Source organism: Pseudomonas sp. KH_024_B2 (assembly GCF_057839965.1).
Window position 1 is genome coordinate 31,418 of record NZ_CM174502.1, and the last position, 17,916, is coordinate 49,333.

General features: G+C 59.0%; 22 protein-coding genes. 12 read left to right on the plus strand and 10 right to left on the minus strand.

Annotated features, from left to right (window positions below; translation table 11 throughout):
* Window positions 1–29 precede the first annotated feature (29 nt).
* Window positions 30–356, plus strand: coding sequence for a DOPA 4,5-dioxygenase family protein (locus AC3I0A_RS00150; protein ID WP_489375602.1), 327 nt, complete (start codon window positions 30–32; stop codon window positions 354–356).
* A 188-nt stretch (window positions 357–544) separates the two neighbouring features.
* Here AC3I0A_RS00150 and trpA read toward each other — a convergent pair whose 3' ends face one another.
* Both trpA and trpB read right to left on the minus strand, forming a co-directional pair.
* Complete coding sequence (trpA, locus tag AC3I0A_RS00155) at window positions 545–1,357, minus strand: tryptophan synthase subunit alpha (protein ID WP_489375603.1); 813 nt, start codon at window positions 1,355–1,357, stop codon at window positions 545–547.
* A complete protein-coding gene (trpB, locus tag AC3I0A_RS00160) occupies window positions 1,357–2,577 on the minus strand; it encodes a tryptophan synthase subunit beta (protein ID WP_489375604.1) in 1,221 nt (406 codons plus the stop codon). The genes trpA and trpB overlap by 1 nt, the downstream gene beginning before the upstream one ends.
* 112 nt (window positions 2,578–2,689) lie before the next feature.
* On the opposite strand from trpB, the gene AC3I0A_RS00165 reads away from it, so the two are divergent.
* Window positions 2,690–3,583 carry a LysR family transcriptional regulator gene (locus AC3I0A_RS00165; protein WP_489375605.1) on the plus strand — a complete coding sequence of 298 codons (894 nt, stop codon included), beginning with the start codon at window positions 2,690–2,692 and terminating at the stop codon, window positions 3,581–3,583.
* On the opposite strand, the gene AC3I0A_RS00170 is transcribed toward AC3I0A_RS00165, so the two are convergent.
* Window positions 3,580–3,906: an ElaB/YgaM/YqjD family protein gene (locus tag AC3I0A_RS00170; RefSeq protein WP_489375606.1), complete on the minus strand. Its 327-nt coding sequence runs from the start codon at window positions 3,904–3,906 to the stop codon at window positions 3,580–3,582. The genes AC3I0A_RS00165 and AC3I0A_RS00170 overlap by 4 nt on opposite strands.
* 156 nt (window positions 3,907–4,062) lie before the next feature.
* On the opposite strand from AC3I0A_RS00170, the gene AC3I0A_RS00175 reads away from it, so the two are divergent.
* Window positions 4,063–4,278: a dodecin gene (locus AC3I0A_RS00175; protein WP_489375607.1), complete on the plus strand. Its 216-nt coding sequence runs from the start codon at window positions 4,063–4,065 to the stop codon at window positions 4,276–4,278.
* Between the two features lie 127 nt (window positions 4,279–4,405).
* Window positions 4,406–4,630 (plus strand): DUF1161 domain-containing protein, encoded by a 225-nt coding sequence (locus AC3I0A_RS00180; RefSeq protein ID WP_489375608.1) that lies wholly within the window; start codon window positions 4,406–4,408, stop codon window positions 4,628–4,630.
* Between the two features lie 58 nt (window positions 4,631–4,688).
* Here the strand turns inward: AC3I0A_RS00180 and AC3I0A_RS00185 are convergent, their stop codons facing one another.
* Window positions 4,689–5,690: an LLM class flavin-dependent oxidoreductase gene (locus tag AC3I0A_RS00185; RefSeq protein ID WP_489375609.1), complete on the minus strand. Its 1,002-nt coding sequence runs from the start codon at window positions 5,688–5,690 to the stop codon at window positions 4,689–4,691.
* Between the two features lie 241 nt (window positions 5,691–5,931).
* Between AC3I0A_RS00185 and AC3I0A_RS00190 the strand changes: the two genes are divergently transcribed.
* Together AC3I0A_RS00190 and AC3I0A_RS00195 are read left to right on the plus strand one after the other, a co-directional pair.
* The gene (locus AC3I0A_RS00190; RefSeq protein WP_489375610.1) at window positions 5,932–6,363 is read left to right on the plus strand and encodes an OsmC family protein; all 432 of its coding nucleotides are present in this window, start codon (window positions 5,932–5,934) and stop codon (window positions 6,361–6,363) included.
* A 246-nt stretch (window positions 6,364–6,609) separates the two neighbouring features.
* Complete coding sequence (locus AC3I0A_RS00195; RefSeq protein WP_489375611.1) at window positions 6,610–6,843, plus strand: DUF1161 domain-containing protein; 234 nt, start codon at window positions 6,610–6,612, stop codon at window positions 6,841–6,843.
* A 6-nt stretch (window positions 6,844–6,849) separates the two neighbouring features.
* Here the strand turns inward: AC3I0A_RS00195 and AC3I0A_RS00200 are convergent, their stop codons facing one another.
* Both AC3I0A_RS00200 and AC3I0A_RS00205 read right to left on the minus strand, forming a co-directional pair.
* Complete coding sequence (locus AC3I0A_RS00200) at window positions 6,850–7,269, minus strand: PA0061/PA0062 family lipoprotein (RefSeq protein WP_489375612.1); 420 nt, start codon at window positions 7,267–7,269, stop codon at window positions 6,850–6,852.
* A gap of 40 nt (window positions 7,270–7,309) precedes the next feature.
* Window positions 7,310–7,723 (minus strand): PA0061/PA0062 family lipoprotein, encoded by a 414-nt coding sequence (locus AC3I0A_RS00205; protein ID WP_489375613.1) that lies wholly within the window; start codon window positions 7,721–7,723, stop codon window positions 7,310–7,312.
* Window positions 7,724–7,797: 74 nt separating this feature from the next.
* Between AC3I0A_RS00205 and AC3I0A_RS00210 the strand changes: the two genes are divergently transcribed.
* Entirely contained in the window at window positions 7,798–8,874 is a 1,077-nt protein-coding gene (locus AC3I0A_RS00210) for an aminopeptidase (RefSeq protein WP_489378615.1), read from the plus strand.
* A 97-nt stretch (window positions 8,875–8,971) separates the two neighbouring features.
* Here the strand turns inward: AC3I0A_RS00210 and AC3I0A_RS00215 are convergent, their stop codons facing one another.
* Window positions 8,972–9,622 carry an HAD family hydrolase gene (locus AC3I0A_RS00215; RefSeq protein ID WP_489375614.1) on the minus strand — a complete coding sequence of 217 codons (651 nt, stop codon included), beginning with the start codon at window positions 9,620–9,622 and terminating at the stop codon, window positions 8,972–8,974.
* Window positions 9,623–9,634: 12 nt separating this feature from the next.
* The gene (locus AC3I0A_RS00220) at window positions 9,635–10,183 is read right to left on the minus strand and encodes a gamma carbonic anhydrase family protein (RefSeq protein ID WP_489375615.1); all 549 of its coding nucleotides are present in this window, start codon (window positions 10,181–10,183) and stop codon (window positions 9,635–9,637) included.
* A 67-nt stretch (window positions 10,184–10,250) separates the two neighbouring features.
* On the opposite strand from AC3I0A_RS00220, the gene prlC reads away from it, so the two are divergent.
* Both prlC and AC3I0A_RS00230 read left to right on the plus strand, forming a co-directional pair.
* Window positions 10,251–12,338: an oligopeptidase A gene (prlC, locus tag AC3I0A_RS00225; RefSeq protein ID WP_489375616.1), complete on the plus strand. Its 2,088-nt coding sequence runs from the start codon at window positions 10,251–10,253 to the stop codon at window positions 12,336–12,338.
* Window positions 12,335–12,625 carry a YheV family putative zinc ribbon protein gene (locus AC3I0A_RS00230; RefSeq protein WP_489375617.1) on the plus strand — a complete coding sequence of 97 codons (291 nt, stop codon included), beginning with the start codon at window positions 12,335–12,337 and terminating at the stop codon, window positions 12,623–12,625. The genes prlC and AC3I0A_RS00230 overlap by 4 nt, the downstream gene beginning before the upstream one ends.
* A gap of 220 nt (window positions 12,626–12,845) precedes the next feature.
* Here AC3I0A_RS00230 and AC3I0A_RS00235 read toward each other — a convergent pair whose 3' ends face one another.
* On the minus strand, window positions 12,846–13,151 hold the full coding sequence (locus AC3I0A_RS00235; protein ID WP_489375618.1) for a hypothetical protein: 306 nt from the start codon (window positions 13,149–13,151) through the stop codon (window positions 12,846–12,848).
* A gap of 245 nt (window positions 13,152–13,396) precedes the next feature.
* On the opposite strand from AC3I0A_RS00235, the gene AC3I0A_RS00240 reads away from it, so the two are divergent.
* The 3 genes from AC3I0A_RS00240 to AC3I0A_RS00250 all read left to right on the plus strand — a co-directional run bounded on the left by AC3I0A_RS00240 (window position 13,397) and on the right by AC3I0A_RS00250 (window position 17,060).
* Window positions 13,397–14,452: a PA0069 family radical SAM protein gene (locus tag AC3I0A_RS00240; protein ID WP_489375619.1), complete on the plus strand. Its 1,056-nt coding sequence runs from the start codon at window positions 13,397–13,399 to the stop codon at window positions 14,450–14,452.
* 244 nt (window positions 14,453–14,696) lie between these two features.
* Window positions 14,697–15,428: a carbonic anhydrase gene (locus AC3I0A_RS00245; protein ID WP_489375620.1), complete on the plus strand. Its 732-nt coding sequence runs from the start codon at window positions 14,697–14,699 to the stop codon at window positions 15,426–15,428.
* A 90-nt stretch (window positions 15,429–15,518) separates the two neighbouring features.
* A complete protein-coding gene (locus tag AC3I0A_RS00250) occupies window positions 15,519–17,060 on the plus strand; it encodes a SulP family inorganic anion transporter (protein ID WP_489375621.1) in 1,542 nt (513 codons plus the stop codon).
* A 200-nt stretch (window positions 17,061–17,260) separates the two neighbouring features.
* Here AC3I0A_RS00250 and AC3I0A_RS00255 read toward each other — a convergent pair whose 3' ends face one another.
* Complete coding sequence (locus tag AC3I0A_RS00255) at window positions 17,261–17,911, minus strand: hypothetical protein (RefSeq protein ID WP_489375622.1); 651 nt, start codon at window positions 17,909–17,911, stop codon at window positions 17,261–17,263.
* Window positions 17,912–17,916 lie beyond the last annotated feature (5 nt).

Below are 17,916 nucleotides of genomic sequence, written 5' to 3' on the forward strand. Positions count from 1 at the left end.
AGGGTTCGACAGTGTCGCGAGGGTTCCAGATGCAACGTATCAAGGGCTACCACGCCCATGTCTATTTTGACGCCAACACCATCGATCAGGCCCGAGTCTTGTGTGAGCAGGCGGCGCAGTTATTCCCGTTGAAAATGGGCCGTGTGCATGAAAAACCGGTAGGGCCGCACCCGGACTGGAGCTGCCAGTTGGCCTTCGAGCCCGAGTACCTCGGTGAGGTCTTGCCGTGGCTGGCGCTCAATCGCAAAGGGTTGGTGGTGTTTGTGCATCCGGATACCGGGGATGACCTGATAGACCATACCGAGCATGCGATCTGGATGGGGGCGGTAAGGCCGCTGGATTTGTCTGTTTTTTGAGCAGGTTCAGATTCTGCGGCGACAGTCAGGGCCTCATCGCGAGCAAGCCCGCCCCCACAAGAGCGACATCATCCCCTGTGGGAGCGAGCTTGCTCGCGATGGCGTCAGCTCAAACAACGCAAAAATCCAAAACCAAAAAAAGGGGCTTAGACACTTGGTCTAAACCCCTTTTGTGCACCGTCGCTTATTTAGCTGACGCGGGCTTTACGCACGCCCTCGGACAGCGCTGAACACAGGCTGAGGACACCCTCGACCGCTTGCTCAGGCGTTGCGGCATTGGCGATCTGGTCGATCAGCGCCGAACCCACCACAACACCGTCAGCCAGGCGAGCGATGGCAGCGGCCTGCTCGGGCGTACGGATGCCGAAACCGATGCTGATCGGCAGGTCGGTGTGGCGACGCAACCGCGCGACTGCTTCTTCTACGTGCTCCAGGGTTGCGGAACCGGCACCGGTCACACCGGCCACCGAAACGTAGTAGACGAAACCGGAACTGCCGTTGAGGACGGTCGGCAGACGCACATCATCGGTGGTCGGCGTGGTCAGGCGGATAAAGTCCAGACCGGCGGCCTGGGCCGGGTCGCAGAGTTCGCCGTTATGCTCCGGCGGCAGATCGACCACGATCAGGCCATCGACGCCGGCCTCCTTGGCTTCAGCGATGAAGCGCGGCACGCCGTAATGGTGGATCGGGTTGAAGTAACCCATCAGCACCAGCGGAGTATCGCTGTTGCCGGCGCGGAACTCGCGGACCATTTGCAGGGTTTTCTCCAGGTTTTGCCTGGCGCCCAGCGCACGGATGTTGGCCAGTTGAATCGCCGGGCCGTCGGCCATCGGATCGGTGAAGGGCATGCCCAGTTCGATCACATCGGCGCCAGCCGCAGGCAAGCCTTTGAGGATCGCCAGCGAGGTGTCATAGCTTGGGTCACCGGCGGTGATGAAGGTCACCAGGGCGGCACGGTTCTGTTCCTTGAGTTCGGCAAAGCGCGTTTGCAGGCGGCTCATCAGTGTTTCTCCTGCTGGGACTGTTCCATATGGTGCATCACGGTTTGCATGTCTTTGTCGCCACGGCCGGACAGGTTGACCACCATCAGGTGATCTTTTGGCAGGGTTGGCGCGCGTTTGAACACTTCGGCCAGGGCGTGGGCACTTTCCAGCGCCGGAATGATGCCTTCCAGACGGCAGCACTTGTGGAACGCATCGAGTGCTTCGTGATCGGTGACCGAGGTGTATTCGACGCGGCCGATGTCGTGTAACCAAGCGTGTTCAGGGCCAATGCCTGGGTAGTCGAGGCCGGCGGAAATCGAGTGGGCGTCGATGATCTGGCCGTCATCGTCTTGCAGCAGGAAGGTCCGGTTGCCGTGCAACACACCCGGCTCGCCGCCATTGAGGCTGGCGGCGTGTTTGCCGGTTTCGATGCCGTGACCGGCTGCTTCAACGCCGATGATCTGCACGCTGGTGTCATCGAGGAACGGGTGGAACAGGCCCATGGCGTTGGAACCGCCACCGATGCACGCCACCAGGCTGTCGGGCAGACGGCCTTCCTGGGCTTGCAGCTGATCGCGGGTTTCCTTGCCGATCACCGCCTGGAAGTCGCGAACCATCGCAGGATACGGATGCGGACCGGCCACGGTGCCGATCAGGTAGAAGGTGCTGTCGACGTTGGTCACCCAGTCGCGCAGCGCTTCGTTCATCGCGTCTTTCAGGGTGCCGGTGCCGGCCACTACCGGGATCACTTCAGCGCCGAGCAGCTTCATGCGGAACACGTTGGCTTGCTGGCGTTCGATGTCGGTGGTGCCCATGTAGATCACGCAGTCGAGGCCGAAACGCGCGGCCACGGTGGCAGTCGCCACGCCGTGCATGCCGGCGCCGGTCTCGGCGATGATGCGTTTTTTGCCCATGCGCCGCGCCAGCAGAATCTGGCCGATGCAGTTGTTGATCTTGTGCGCGCCGGTGTGGTTCAGCTCTTCGCGCTTGAGGTAGATCTTCGCGCCGCCGCAGAATTCAGTCAGACGCTCGGCGAAATACAGTGGGCTTGGGCGGCCGACGTAATCGCGCTGGAAGTAGGCAAGCTCTTCGATAAATGCTGGATCTTCCTTGGCCGCTTCGTATTCGCGGGCCAGATCGAGGATCAACGGCATCAGGGTTTCGGCGACGTAGCGGCCACCGAACGCGCCGAACAGGCCGTTGGCGTCAGGGCCGTTGCGCAGATTAGTCTGGGTCATGGGGCGCTCCATCTGAATGCGTAGAAGGACAATGGCGTTCACTCTACCCCTGACGTACCTGGCTGAAAACCGATAAGATCGCCACAACCTGTCAGGAAAACTCACAGATCCCATGAGCCATGACCTTCCCCCGTTGAACGCGCTGCGCGCCTTCGAAGCGACTGCCCGGCTGAACAGCGTCAGCCAGGCTGCCGAACAGCTGCACGTCACCCACGGTGCAGTGAGTCGGCAGCTGAAGGTGCTCGAAGAGCATCTCGGTGTCAGCCTTTTCATCAAGGATGGGCGCGGCCTGAAACTCACAGATGCCGGTGTGCGATTACGCGACGCCAGTAGCGACGCCTTCGAGCGCTTGCGCACGGTTTGTGCCGAACTGACCCAAGGCAGTGCTGATGCGCCGTTCGTGCTCGGCTGCTCGGGCAGTTTACTGGCGCGCTGGTTTATTCCGCGTCTGGGGCGATTGAATGCCGATTTGCCGGACCTGCGCTTGCACCTGTCGGCTGGCGAAGGCGATCTCGATCCACGACGACCCGGGCTGGACGCTTTGCTGGTGTTCGCCGAGCCTCCGTGGCCGGCGGACATGCAGGTTTATGAATTGGCCAGCGAACGCATCGGCCCGGTCATGAGCCCGCGTTTCGCCGGTTACGAGCGTTTGCGTGAGGCCCCGGCCGAGGCGCTGCTGAATGAGGCGTTATTGCACACCACTTCGCGGCCGCAAGCCTGGCCTGTTTGGGCACAGCAGAACGACATCGATGCCAAGGCCTTGAAGTTCGGTCAGGGTTTCGAGCATTTGTATTATTTGCTGGAAGCGGCGGTAGCGGGCCTTGGGGTGGCGATTGCGCCCGAGCCATTGGTGACCGAGGACTTGCGCGCCGGTCGCCTGGTTGCACCGTGGGGCTTTTGCGAAACCCCGGCGCAACTGGCGTTGTGGCTACCCAAGCGCGCCGCGGACGGGCGCGCTCGGCAGTTGGCGCAGTGGCTCAAGCATGAGCTGCGCCAAACGACTTAATCCCCGCGTTTGCACAGCAGGTAAGCGGCCAGCAGACCGAGAGCACCGACCGCGACACCGGCGGTGGTCCAAGGATGTTCCTGGGCGTAATCGCGAGTGGCGATCCCGGTTTCACGGGTTTTGACTTTGACTTCTTCATAGGCATCGCTGAGCAGTGCACGGGAGTGTCTCAGCGCATTCTCGGCGTTGCTTTTCAGCACTTTGAGGGTTTTGCGCGACTCGTCCGAGGCATCTTCTTTAAGGCTTTCCAGCGACTTGAGCAGACTCTCGATCTCGGCTTCCATGCTTTGCAATGAGGCTTTACGTAACGAGGTGTTAGCCATGGTGGTTCTCCTGCATTGATGATGAGTGACCTGTGTTGTTTGGGACTCCAGGCGGTTGGGAAAGTGCAGTAAATCTGAAATTTCACGTGGAAATGGTCGACAGAAGAAATAAGAAAAATCGCTGCTAGGCTGTATTCACACCCTAAGGAGAACGCCATGACTGACCATCACACCTACAAGAAAGTCGAACTGGTTGGCTCTTCCCCCACCAGCATTGAAGACGCCATCAACAATGCGCTGGCCGAGGCCAGTAAAAGCCTCAAGTTACTGGAGTGGTTCGAAGTGACCGAAACCCGTGGGCATATCAAGGACGGCAAGGCGGCGCACTTTCAGGTAACCCTCAAGGTCGGGTTCCGGATTGCCAGTAGCTGAGTTTGAGCCAGGCGTCTGAACTTGTGCGCTGGATGATTGCCATAGGAAGTGGCAACGCGCCATAGTTTGGGCGCGGCAGCGTAGAGCGTCGACGCCCCTTTTTGATTCGACCAGGGGAATGTGACCGATGAGAAAATTCATATTGGCGGCAGCTTTGTTGAGCTTTGCAGGAACAGCCTTGGCTGCCGGCAAACCATGCGAAGAGTTGAAGGCCGAGATTGCAGCGAAACTCGATGCCAAGGGCATTGCGAATTACGCGCTGGAAATCGTCGATAAAGGCACCGCGGCTGACGGCAAAGTGGTTGGCACCTGTGAAAAGGGCAGCAAGGTAATCGTCTACAAGCAAGGTTAATCCTGCCTGGACATCAAAGCCGACGCGGTTGCGTCGGCTTTTTTATGGGTTTTGAACGTCAGCCCTTCATGACTTGTGCCAGCAATTCGTAGGAATGCAGGCGATCGGCATGTTCGTACAGGTCGCAGGTGAATATCAGCTCATCAGCTTGGGTCTGTTCGATCAGCACTTCCAGCTTGGCGCGGATTTTTTCCGGGCTGCCGACCATCGCCAGGCCGAGGAAGCTCGCCACCGCTTCTTTCTCATGGGGCAACCACAGGCCATCCATGGTTTTCACCGGCGCACGTTGCACCAGGCTGTGGCCGCGCATCAGGGCGAGAATTCGTTGATAGACCGAAGTCGCCAGATAATCGGCCTGTTCGTCGGTGTCCGCGGCCACCAGCGGCACGCCGAGCATCACATAAGGCTTGTCGAGCGTCGCCGAAGGTTTGAAGTGGTTGCGGTAGACGCGAATCGCTTCGTGCATGTAGCGCGGTGCGAAATGCGAGGCGAAAGCGTAGGGCAAACCGCGCTCCCCGGCCAGTTGCGCACTGAACAGGCTGGAACCCAACAGCCAGACCGGCACGTTGGTGCCGGTGCCCGGGACGGCGATCACTTTTTGATCAGGTGTGCGCGGGCCGAGGTATCTCATCAGTTCGGCCACATCTTCGGGAAAATCGTCGGCGCTGCCGGAGCGTTCACGGCGCAGGGCGCGAGCGGTCATCTGATCGGAACCGGGGGCGCGCCCCAAACCGAGGTCGATACGGCCCGGATACAGGCTTTCCAGGGTGCCGAACTGCTCGGCGATCACCAGCGGCGCATGGTTGGGCAGCATCACGCCGCCGGAACCGACGCGAATAGTCGAGGTGCCGCCGGCCAGGTAGCCGAGCAACACGGAGGTCGCCGAGCTGGCGATGCCGTCCATGTTGTGGTGTTCGGCGACCCAGAAGCGGTTGTAGCCAAACTTCTCGACGTGTTGCGCCAGGTCCAGCGAGTTGCGCAGCGATTGCGCCGGGCTGCCGTTTTCACGCACGGGCACCAGGTCGAGGGTCGAGAACTTGATATCAGACAGTCGTTTCATAAACCTGCTTCTCCAATGGGTGCGCAGGCTTTTGTCACGAGCCAAAACCTGCCGATTTCTATAAGCCTGTTCTATGCAATGTGGGCATATACCCGAGATTCAATAGCTGAGATGAATTTGCCTACCAGATAAGCGGTTCGATCCGACAAGGTGAACTTTGCCAGGCCTTCTATCCTCAGAAACCTGATAGCGGAAAACCATGAAGGCGCGATCCTTCGCGCTGGATCTTGAGGAGGCAGAGATGAGTATCAAAAAGAAAGCATCGGCTCATTGGGCAGGCGATCTGAAAACCGGCGTTGGTTCTATCTCGACCGAAACCGGGGCTTTGAAAAATGCTCCTTATGGCTTCAAGGCGCGCTTCGAAGGCGGCTCGGGCACTAACCCCGAAGAGCTGATCGGTGCCGCTCACGCGGGTTGTTTCTCCATGGCCTTTTCGATGATTCTCGGCGAGGCCAACCTGAAAGCCACCAGCATCGATACCAATGCCGAGGTGACGCTGGACCAGGTGGACGGTGGCTTTGCGATTACCGCCGTGCATCTGACGCTCAAGGCGGTAATCCCTGGCGCCACTCAGCAGCAATTCGAGGAATTGAGCAAAAAAGCCAAGGAAGGTTGCCCGGTGTCGAAGGTGTTGAATGCCAAAATCACGCTTGATGGGACGTTGGTTAATTAATCTGCGAGGTTGGCGTTGACTGAACCATCGCTTTCGCGGGCAAGCCCGCTCCCACAGGGGATACACCATTCACTGTAGGAGCAGGCTTGCCCGCGAAGACTTACTCGTTAATACACAGCACTCCAGTCGGCATCGGTTTCGCAGGCTGTGAGCTGCATCAGAACTTGCTTTGCAAAACTATGGTCGAATGAGCGAAAGTGGCTTCAGCGTATGACTATGCGCGCTGCATCAAAGGGAGTTGTAACCATGAAACGTTTTGCTTTGGCGGTTATCTGTTGCGCGCTGGCCACCTCGACCCTGGCGGCACCGAAATCCTGTGAGGAGCTCAAGGCCGAAATCGAAACGAAGATCCAGGCCAACAAGGTGACGTCCTACACATTGGAGATCGTCAGCAATGACGAGGTGCATGATCAGAATATGGTGGTCGGTACCTGCGAAGGCGGCACCAAGAAAATCATCTATCAAAAGAACGACAGATAGCCGCCCTCAGGGCACGCAATTCACCAAGCGGTCTTCTGCCACGATCTCGCGTTTGGTGTTGTACAGTCGGGCGCTGGCATTGAAACCCAGCGAGCGGGCTTCCAGCCGATAACGCTGGCCGGCCTCGAAATGGTCATAGCGCACCGTCAGGTAACAGAGGCGCTCCTGGGGTTCGTTCATTATGTTCATCCCACCCCCATGTATCTCGAAGTCGAAGCGCACTTCCAGTTCATGGCTGCCGGGGGTGACCTGGAAAAAACGCCCGTCACTTAGCCGCTGGTTGTCCAGGCGCTCAGCCATGACCAGTTTTCCGCCCGGGGTCTGGGTATCAAGGTCGACCCAGGCTTGTTGCGGGTCGACGGCCGGCAGAGGGCTGGCACAGGCAGCGAGAGAGCCGAGGGCGAGTAACAGCAATGGCGAGCGCATGATGGAACTCCGAGCGGTCAGGCTTGCAGCATAGCGCCGATCAGGTGCGCTGACAGCCTGCCGGTTGCCCTTGGCCAACTACCTTTCGCTGCTGGTCATAGAGCTTGGCCCACGGCCGGAAGCCGATGTTCCCTGTCTGCAGTCGATAGCGTTGACCGGCGTTGAAATCCTTGAATTTCACATTCAACTGACAATCGCGCCAGAGCGGTTCGGTGCCCGGGCCGATATTGGTCGGCTCTACCGCGAATTGATAACGAACGGTCAGCTCATGGCTGCCGGGTTGAACTTCGAAATAGCGCTTGTCGATCGAGGTTTTTTCGTCGACTTCCAGCGCTTGCAGCACGCTGTCCTGACGGGTGTCGAGATCGATCCAGGCTTGGGCTGGATCAGGGTCGGGCAGTCCAGCGCAGCCGGCTAACATCAGCAGGCCACCCGTTAGCATTAACGTGCGCATAGCGAAGCTCCGGGCAGGAGAGATAGTCTTGATAATAGACGCTCACGGGATGATTCGATTTGAATAGGCAATGTATGCGCCATGGGGTACTCGACCGTCTTTTGCGCATTTTGTTTCCGGCACTTGTGCTTTTGCTGCTGAACGGTTGTTCCAGTCTCAGTTATTACAGCCAGTTGGCGGGTGGACAATGGCAGTTGCTGCAGGCCCGCGAGCCTGTGGTCGAGGTGATTGCCGATCCGGCTCGCGATCCGACATTGCGCGAGCATTTAGCCCGATCGCAAAAGGCCCGCGAGTTCGCCAGCCAGCACTTGCACCTGCCGGATAACAAAAGCTATCGCCTCTACGCCGATATCGGCCGGCCATTTGTGGTGTGGAACGTATACGCCACGGCCGAGTTTTCGCTGATGCCGAACAATCACTGCTTCCCGATTGCCGGTTGCGTCGCCTATCGCGGCTTTTACAGCCAGGGCGCGGCGCGAGGTGAGGCGGCATTGCAACGCCAGCAAGGCATGGACGTGTCGATTAGCGGCGTGGAGGCCTATTCGACCCTGGGCTGGTTCAATGACCCGATCATGAATTCAATGATGGGTTGGGGCGAAGAACGCCTGGCGACATTGATTTTCCATGAGCTGGCGCACCAGCGGTTTTATCTGAAGGACGACACCGGGTTCAACGAGTCATTCGCCACCTTCGTCGAGCAGGAAGGGACTCGCCAGTGGCGTGCGGCCCGTGGATTGCCACCGACCGGCAGGGCCGATGTGCAGCAGCGTGATCAGTTTATCCAGCTGATTCTGGACACCCGCGCGCGGCTTGAGCGGCTGTATGCGTCACCCCTGTCGATTGAGCAGATGCGCCAGCGCAAAGCTGCGGAGTTCGAGCAGTTGCGCCGCGACTATCGACAACTGCGCGACAATCAATGGGCCGGCGCGAAGCGTTACGACGCCTGGATCAACGCACCAATGAACAACGCCCGATTGCTGCCGTTTGGACTCTACGATCAGTGGGTGCCGGCGTTTGCGCAGTTGTTCAAGCAAACGGGTGGGGATTGGCTGGTGTTTTATGGCGAGGTGGAGAAATTGGGGGCTTTGCCGGTTGAGCAGCGTAAGGCGGCGCTGAAGGCGTTGGCGGGTTCCAGTCTTTCCGCTCGCTGACCCGACGTCTTCGCGGGCAAGTCGGATCGCCGCACCGCCGCTCCCACAAAAGCACCGCGATACCTGTGGGAGCGGGCTTGCCCGCGAATGGATTTGATCAGCGCTGCAAAAACGCCTGATGCAACTCGGTCAATGTTTCAAAGTGATACGCCGGCTGCTCAGCGCTCAACTCCTCACGGCTACCAAACCCATAACCCACCGCCGCCGCATCCAGCCCATTACTGCGGGCGCCGATCAGGTCGTGTTTGCGGTCGCCGATCATCAGCGTATCGCCTGGATCCAGGCCTTCTTCGGCCAACAGATGGGCGATCAATTCGACTTTGTCGGTGCGAGTGCCGTCCAGTTCGCTGCCGTAGATCACTTTGAAGTGCCTGGCGAAATCAAAGTGTCTGGCGATTTCCCGGGCAAACACCCAGGGTTTCGAGGTGGCGATATACAGCTGCCGCCCTTGCCCGCTCAGGGTTTCCAGCAGCGGTGCGACGCCCTCGAATACGCGGTTTTCATACAGTCCGGTGACCTTGAACCGCTCGCGATAAAAATTCACCGCTTCCCAGGCCCTGGCCTCATCGAAGTCATAGAACTGCATGAAGGCTTGCAGCAGCGGCGGGCCAATGAAGTGCTCGAGTTTGGTCAGGTCCGGCTCATCTATGCCCAGTTTGCTCAGGGCGAACTGGATTGAACGGGTAATGCCTTCACGAGGGTCGGTCAGGGTGCCATCGAGGTCGAACAGAATGGTTTGGTAACGCATGGTGATTCCTGATTAATGGCGCTGGTCGTAACCTTCGGCCAGATGCAGATCCTTGAGCTTCACGTAGTTCGCCGCGCTGTAGGTGAAAAAGGCGCGCTCCTTGTCAGTCAGTGGCCGGACCTGTTTGACCGGGCTGCCCACGTAGAGAAAGCCGCTCTCCAGACGCTTGCCCGGCGGTACCAGGCTGCCGGCGCCGATGATCACGTCGTCTTCTACCACCGCGCCGTCCATGACGATGCTGCCCATACCAATGAGTATCCGGTTGCCAACCTTGCAGCCGTGCAGCATCACTTTGTGGGCGATGGTCACATCATCGCCGATCAGCAGCGGGAAGCCGTCCGGGTTGAACGGGCCGGCGTGGGTAATGTGCAGCACACAGGCATCCTGCACGCTGGTGCGTTCGCCGATGCGGATGCGGTGCATGTCGCCGCGGATCACGGTCAGCGGCCAGACCGAGCTGTCGGCACCGATTTCAACGTCGCCGATGACCACCGCCGAGCTGTCGACAAAGGCTCGTTCGCCGAGTGTCGGCGTGTGGTTCTGGTAGGTGCGAATGGCCAAGTGGCGTTCCCTCTGTGACATTTATTAATGGAGCCGATAGCTGCGGTGAGCGTCGATTGTAATTAAGATGGCCCAATGTTTCTTCCAGCCAAGGTGTCAAACCGTGAGCGTGAACAACCCTCTTCTGCAGCCCTACGACCTGCCGCCGTTCTCGGCGATCCGTGCCGAGCATGTGCAACCGGCCATCGAACAGATCCTCGCTGACAACCGCGCCGCTATCGTTGGCATCCTGGAAAGTCAGGGCAAACAGCCTGACTGGGCCGGTCTGGTGCTGGCCATGGATGAACTCAACGATCGCCTGGGCGCTGCCTGGAGCCCGGTCAGCCATCTGAACGCCGTGTGCAACAGTGCCGAACTGCGTGAAGCTTATGAGGCCTGCCTGCCGGCCTTGAGCGCCTATGCCACCGAATTGGGCCAGAACCGCGAACTGTTCCAGGCTTTCGAAGCCTTGGCCAACAGCCCGGAATCCGCTGGTTTCGACGTGGCGCAAAAAACCATCCTCGAACACGCCCTGCGCGATTTCCGCCTGTCGGGTATCGACCTGCCTGAGGCGCAACAAAAGCGTTACGCCGAAGTGCAGAGCAAATTGTCCGAACTGGGCAGCCGGTTTTCCAACCAGTTGCTCGACGCTACTCAGGCCTGGACCAAGCACGTTACCGACGAAGCGGCCCTGGCCGGTCTGACCGACTCGGCCAAGGCGCAAATGGCGGCTGCGGCTGAGGCTAAAGGTCTGCAAGGCTGGCTGATCAGCCTGGAATTCCCAAGCTACTTCGCGGTGATGACTTACGCCCACGACCGCGCGCTGCGCGAAGAAGTCTACGCCGCTTATTGCACCCGCGCGTCGGACCAAGGTCCGAATGCCGGTCAGAACGATAACGGCCCGGTAATGGAAGAAATCCTCGACCTGCGTCAGGAACTGGCTCAACTGCTGGGTTTCGCCAGTTTCTCCGAGCTGAGTCTGGCGACCAAAATGGCCGAGTCCAGCGATCAGGTGCTGAGCTTCCTGCGCGATCTGGCCAAACGCAGCAAGCCGTTCGCCGCATTGGACCTGGAGCAACTCAAGGCCTACGCCGCCGAACAAGGCTGCCCGGACCTGCAAAGCTGGGACAGCGGTTTCTATGGTGAAAAACTCCGCGAGCAGCGTTACAGCGTGGCTCAGGAAACACTGCGCGCCTACTTCCCGATCGACAAGGTGCTGGGCGGGCTGTTCGCTATCGTTCAGCGTCTGTACGGCATCGAAATCACCGAGCAGAAAGGTTTCGACACCTGGCATCCGGATGTTCGCCTGTTTGAAATCAAGGAAAACGGTCAGCACATCGGGCGTTTCTTCTTCGATCTTTATGCCCGCGCCAACAAGCGTGGCGGGGCCTGGATGGACGGCGCTCGCGACCGTCGCCGCACCGCTGAAGGCGTGTTGCAAAGCCCGGTGGCGAATCTGGTCTGCAACTTCACTCCGGCCGTCGGCGGCAAGCCCGCGCTGCTGACCCACGATGAAGTCACCACCCTGTTCCACGAATTCGGCCATGGCCTGCACCACCTGCTGACCCGTATCGAGCATGCCGGCGCGTCCGGGATCAACGGCGTGGCATGGGATGCGGTGGAATTGCCGAGCCAGTTCATGGAGAACTGGTGCTGGGAGCCTGAAGGCCTGGCGTTGATTTCCGGTCACTACGAAACCGGCGAACCGCTGCCTCAGGATCTGCTGGAAAAAATGCTCGCAGCGAAAAATTTCCAGTCCGGGCTGATGATGGTCCGCCAACTGGAATTCTCGTTGTTCGACTTCGAATTGCACACCACCCACGGCGACGGTCGTAGTGTGCTGCAGGTGCTCGAAGGCGTGCGTGACGAGGTCTCGGTCATGCGTCCACCGGCGTACAACCGCTTCCCTAACAGCTTTGCGCACATCTTCGCTGGCGGTTATGCGGCGGGTTATTACAGCTACAAATGGGCTGAAGTGCTGTCGGCTGACGCGTTCTCGAAGTTCGAGGAAGAAGGCGTGTTCAACGCCGACACCGGTCGCGCATTCCGCGAAGCGATTCTGGCCCGTGGTGGTTCGCAGGAGCCGATGGTGCTGTTCGTCGATTTCCGCGGACGTGCGCCGTCGATTGACGCACTCTTGCGCCATAGCGGCCTGAGTGAGGACGCGGCAGCATGAGTGACGGGCCTGTGAGCAAAACCAAAAAACGCTTCATCGCGGGTGCAGTCTGCCCGGCGTGCAGCGAGCCGGACAAGTTGATGATGTGGAGCGAAGATGACGTGCCGCACCGCGAATGCGTGGCCTGCGGTTATTCCGACACGCTCAACGAGCAAGGTCTGTCGGTGCCCAAGGAGTTGGGCACGCGGGTCAATGTCTCGGCGTTGAAGGTGCCGGATGCGAAAGTCCAGGCGGTGCAGTTTTTCCCGAACCCGAAGCTGAAGAAAAAGGCTGACGATCAGCACTGAGTCTCGACCCTCCCCCTCAAAACCGCCGACTATTCAGCATCGGCGGTTTTGAACCCGCTTATTTAGCCCGAGCCGGTGATATGAAACCGACATCGGCCGATGCGCTTGGGTAAATAGCTAAACATAATTGATGGTTGCATGGTCTATATAAATAGATCTCCCGCGCGAAGAAACTTCGCACGGGGCTAACGCCTTTTTTATGTAAGCTGTGTAGCACTTATCAAGGATTGACGATGCGGGAGTAAGCCACGGCCAACGCGAGAAGTTTGCTCTTGTCCGCGTCGTTGATAACACGGTTGCCGTCAACATCCGGTGCGTTGGCGCGGATGCTGAAGGAGCGGCCACCATCGCGGGAGACGGCGGTTACGAAGGTAGAGTCGACAAGGGTCTCGGTTTGCACTTGGTTTTCAGCATCCCAACCCAACTCTTTTCGTGCCAGTTGCATTGAAACTTGTGCTTCATTTGGATTCACTATGGTGGGAGCCAGCAGTTGCATGAAGATACCGCGCTGATTGAAAAACGACATTACTTGATACCTGTATGTTTGTTTTAGTGATGTTGCATGTGAATAAAACTAACCATAGATGCTATTGGGGGCTGTGCAGACTTTATATGTGTCATCGTTTCTCTCTGAGAACTGTCGCGGACTTGGATACATAACTCTTCAGACATTCTTATAGTGTGTAGCACTTCTGAAGTGCCGAACGGCACTGGTCAGAATTCAGGCACTCGTATACTGTATGTCCATACAGCTTTCGAGGTTCGTTCGAGATGACGCCCTTACCCCCTCGCGGACGCGGCACCGCGACCAATCCGCACAACCGCTTCGCACCGAACCGTTCGGTCGTCGAGGATGACGGCTGGTATCAGGAAGCGCCGATGACCCAAGGCACCGAGGTGCGCATCGAGACGGCGAAAACCATCATTACTCGCAACACTTCGCCGGACTTGCCCTTCGATCGCTCGATCAATCCCTATCGTGGCTGCGAGCACGGTTGCATCTACTGCTATGCGCGGCCCAGCCATGCCTATTGGGATTTGTCGCCGGGGCTGGATTTCGAGACTCGGCTGATCGCCAAGACCAACGCCGCTGACGTACTGGAAGAGCAGCTCTCGAAGCGCGGTTATAAGTGCGCGCCAATCAACCTTGGGTCCAATACCGATCCTTATCAGCCGATCGAGCGCGAGCACAAAATCACTCGCCAAACCCTGGAAGTACTGCTGCGCTACCGCCATCCGGTGACCATCATTACCAAAGGCTCGCTGATTCTTCGTGATCTGGACTTGCTCGCCGAACTGGCGCAGCAGCGCCTGGTGGCGGTGATGATCAGCCTGACCACCCTCGATGATGAGCTCAAACGCATCCTCGAACCGCGAGCCGCAGCCCCCAAAGCCCGGTTGCGGGCGATCAGGGTCATGCATGAGGCCGGGATCCCGGTGGGTGTGCTGTGTTCGCCGATGATTCCGATGATCAACGACAGCGAACTGGAAAGCCTGCTCGGCGAAGCCCATGCCGCCGGCGCACAAAGCGCGGCTTACATGATGCTGCGCCTGCCGCTGGAGGTTGCGCCGCTGTTCGAGGAGTGGCTGGCCGCTCACTACCCGCAGCGAGCGGCCCATGTGCTGAGCCTGATTCGCCAAAGCCGTGGCGGTGAGCTGTACGACAGTCACTTCGGTGCACGCATGCGCGGCGAAGGACCCTTTGCGGATTTGCTGGCACAACGTTTCGCCAAAGCCATCAAACGTCTGGGGCTGAATCGACGGGAGGGTTTCAATCTCGATTGCGAGGCTTTTTGTCCGCCAGGCGGCCAGATGTCGCTGCTTTAAGGGGAATTGGTTTATCGTTGAATAGTGCTGATGGAGGGACCATTTATACTCTGGTCACGTTTTTAACGAGCTGGAACAGGCGTCCTAGAGCGCTCGATTCAGTTTGAGTTAAGTTTCGACGGCTACCTTGTTCATCGAGTGACTGATGGGTCGCGGTCAGTGGGTTGAGTGTTTTTTAGCCAATCACTGGCTTCATACTGGATAAAACCGGAAAATTCCTTTAATCCGTCAAAGAGGATGAATCATGAGTGACAAGGATAAACAGCCTTTGGCTGCGTCGGCTTCTGCCCTCCCCGAGGCCGAAAGCGCCGATGCAGCGCTGCAGCATATCGTTGACGGCTTTCTGCACTTTCATCACGAGATCTTTCCGCAACAGGAAGAACTCTTCAAAAAACTCGCCACGGCCCAACGGCCAAGAGCGATGTTCATCGCCTGCGCCGATTCGCGCATCGTCCCGGAATTGATTACCCAAAGTGCCCCCGGCGACCTGTTCGTGACTCGCAACGTGGGCAATGTGGTGCCACCTTACGGGCAAATGAACGGGGGCGTCTCCACCGCTATCGAGTACGCGGTTCTGGCGCTGGGCGTGCAGCACATCATCATTTGCGGACACTCCGACTGCGGCGCGATGCGCGCGGTGCTCAACCCGCAAAGCCTGGAAAAAATGCCCACGGTCAAAGCCTGGCTGCGCCATGCGGAGGTGGCCAAGACAATGGTGCAGGACAACTGCAATTGCGCTGATGAAAGCGAAAGCATGCATGTGCTGACCGAAGAAAACGTCATCGCTCAGCTACAGCACTTGCGGACTCACCCGTCGGTGGCGTCGCGCATGGCCAACGGTCAGCTGTTTATCCATGGCTGGGTCTACAACATCGAAACCAGTGAAATCAAAGCCTACGACGCGGACCGGGGCTGTTTCCTGCCGCTCGATGGCAGCCATCCGATTCCCGTTGCGACGCCCAAAGCGCGCTTCTAAATCCTCCTAATCCCCTGTGTGGCTTAGCCGTGACTGCGAATCCAGCGGTCGGGCTTTGCCACGCCTGAAGAAAACCTCGGGAGAGTCCTTATGCGTGCTGCGCAATTAAAAGCTGTTTTGCCACGGGAGCTGCTGGCTTCGGTGGTGGTGTTTCTCGTCGCCCTGCCCTTGTGCATGGGGATCGCCATCGCGTCCGGCATGCCGCCGGCCAAAGGCCTGATCACCGGGATTATCGGTGGCCTGGTGGTCGGTTGGCTGGCGGGTTCGCCGCTACAGGTCAGCGGTCCGGCGGCGGGCCTGGCGGTGTTGGTGTTTGAAGTGGTACGTCAGCACGGAGTGGCCATGCTTGGGCCGATTCTGTTGCTGGCCGGTTTTCTGCAATTGGTCGCCGGACGTTTGCGTCTGGGCTGCTGGTTCCGGGTCACGGCACCGGCGGTGGTCTATGGGATGCTCGCCGGGATCGGTGTGTTGATCGTGCTGTCGCAGGTCCATGTGATGCTCGACGGCTCCCCCAAACCGTCCGGGCTGGATAACCTGACGGGCTTCCCTGTCGCTCTGGCTCAGGCCTTGCCGACATTGGGTGGCGGGCTCGGCTGGCAGGCTGGGCTGCTCGGGCTGTCGACGATTGTGGTGATGTGGTTGTGGGACAAGTGGCGTCCACTGTCGCTGCGGTTTGTTCCTGGTGCCCTGCTCGGCGTCGGCCTGGCGACTGTCGCGAGCCTTGCCCTCGCATTGCAAGTGAAGCGCGTCGAAGTGCCGGCCAATCTGGCAGAAGCGATCGATTGGCTGCGACCGTCCGACCTGCTCAATCTGGCTGATCCCAATGTGCTGATCGCGGCGTTCGCCGTGGCCTTTATCGCCAGTGCCGAAACGCTGTTGTCGGCAGCGGCGGTGGATCGCATGCACAGCGGTCAGCGGTCGGATTTCGATCGGGAGCTGTCGGCGCAGGGTGTCGGCAATATGCTCTGCGGTCTGCTTGGTGCGTTGCCGATGACCGGGGTGATCGTCCGCAGCTCGGCGAATGTGCAGGCCGGTGCTACGACACGGTTTTCCGCGATTTTCCACGGCATGTGGTTGCTGGCGTTTGTGTTGCTGCTGTCCAGTGTGCTGCACAGCATTCCGGTGGCGAGCCTCGCCGGAGTATTGGTTTACACCGGTATAAAACTGGTCGACCTCAAGGCCTTTCGCGGGCTGGGGCGCTATGGCCGGATGCCGATGCTGACCTATGCGGCGACAGCTCTGGCAATCATTTTCACCGACCTGCTGACCGGCGTACTGATTGGCTTCGGTTTGACCTTGGCGAAACTGGCCTGGAAGGCGTCGAGGCTGAAAATCGGCCTGATCGATCTGTCCCGTGAGGGTGAAATGGAGTTGCGACTGACAGGCGCGGCGACCTTTCTCAAGGTGCCTGCTCTGACCCAGGTGCTGGCGACCATTCCGGCGGGTGCCACAGTGCATGTGCCGTTGAGCAATCTGAGTTACATCGACCATTCCTGCCTTGAGTTGCTGGAGGAATGGGGCCGGGCCAATGCGGCCAAAGGTTCGAAGCTGATAATTGAGGCGCGCGGATTGAAGCGCAGACTGGAAGGGCGCTTGCGCACGACGGTTGGCATGGGGTCAGCCGGGGTTTGATCTAGATCCTGAGTCGAGCGCAATTTGTGGCGAGGGAGCTTGCTCCCGCTGGGTCGCGCAGCGACCCCAAAACCTGCAAACCCGGTTTTGTCAGACACACCGCATGTGCCGGGTTTACGACTGCTGCGCCCGAGCGCGGACCGGCCGGCGGGAGCAAGCTCCCTCGCCACAGGGTTTTGTGCTCGGCTTCCAATAGAGGATCAAGCAGCCGGCTTATCCAGCTCCAGCCCTACGCCCAGTTGGCGCGACAGGCATGGCCAGCGTTTCCACGCGGCTCCGGTGTCCGGGCTGTTGAGTTTTTCGCGGTAAGCCTCGACGGACTCCAGCGCGAAGCTCTCTTCATTGAGCATTTCGTCTACCGCGTGATGCACGGCCTCATCCAGTTGGTTGGCGAATTCTTCGCCGATCAATTGGTGGGCAATCAGGTTGGCGACGGTCATGTCCAGCGGAATCAGTGGCTGGCCGAAATGTTTGATGTAGAGATCGTTGACCTCCTCGACCAGACGATGGGCCAGGTAGGCTTCGTCCAGCAGGCTATCGAGCCCTTCATGGCCTTCCATGATTGCCGGCGGCTGGATGAAGAACTGCTCGGCGATTTTCAGAACAGGTTTGATCTGGTCTTCGATGCCCGCTTCACGCGCCACTTCGTTGGCCGCATCGAGCAGGTCCGGGACTTGTTCGATATAAGCTGTGACAAAGCGCGTCAAAACGTCCTTGGCATCGACATCCGGCAGTTGGATGGCCGGGTGAAGGTGTGGCAATTGGGTTTCCAGCTGACGCGTCAGGTGGCCGGTTTCGGCCTCATGTTGTTGGGCACGCTGGATCTGCTCGCGCAATGCGGCGGTGTTCATGAAAA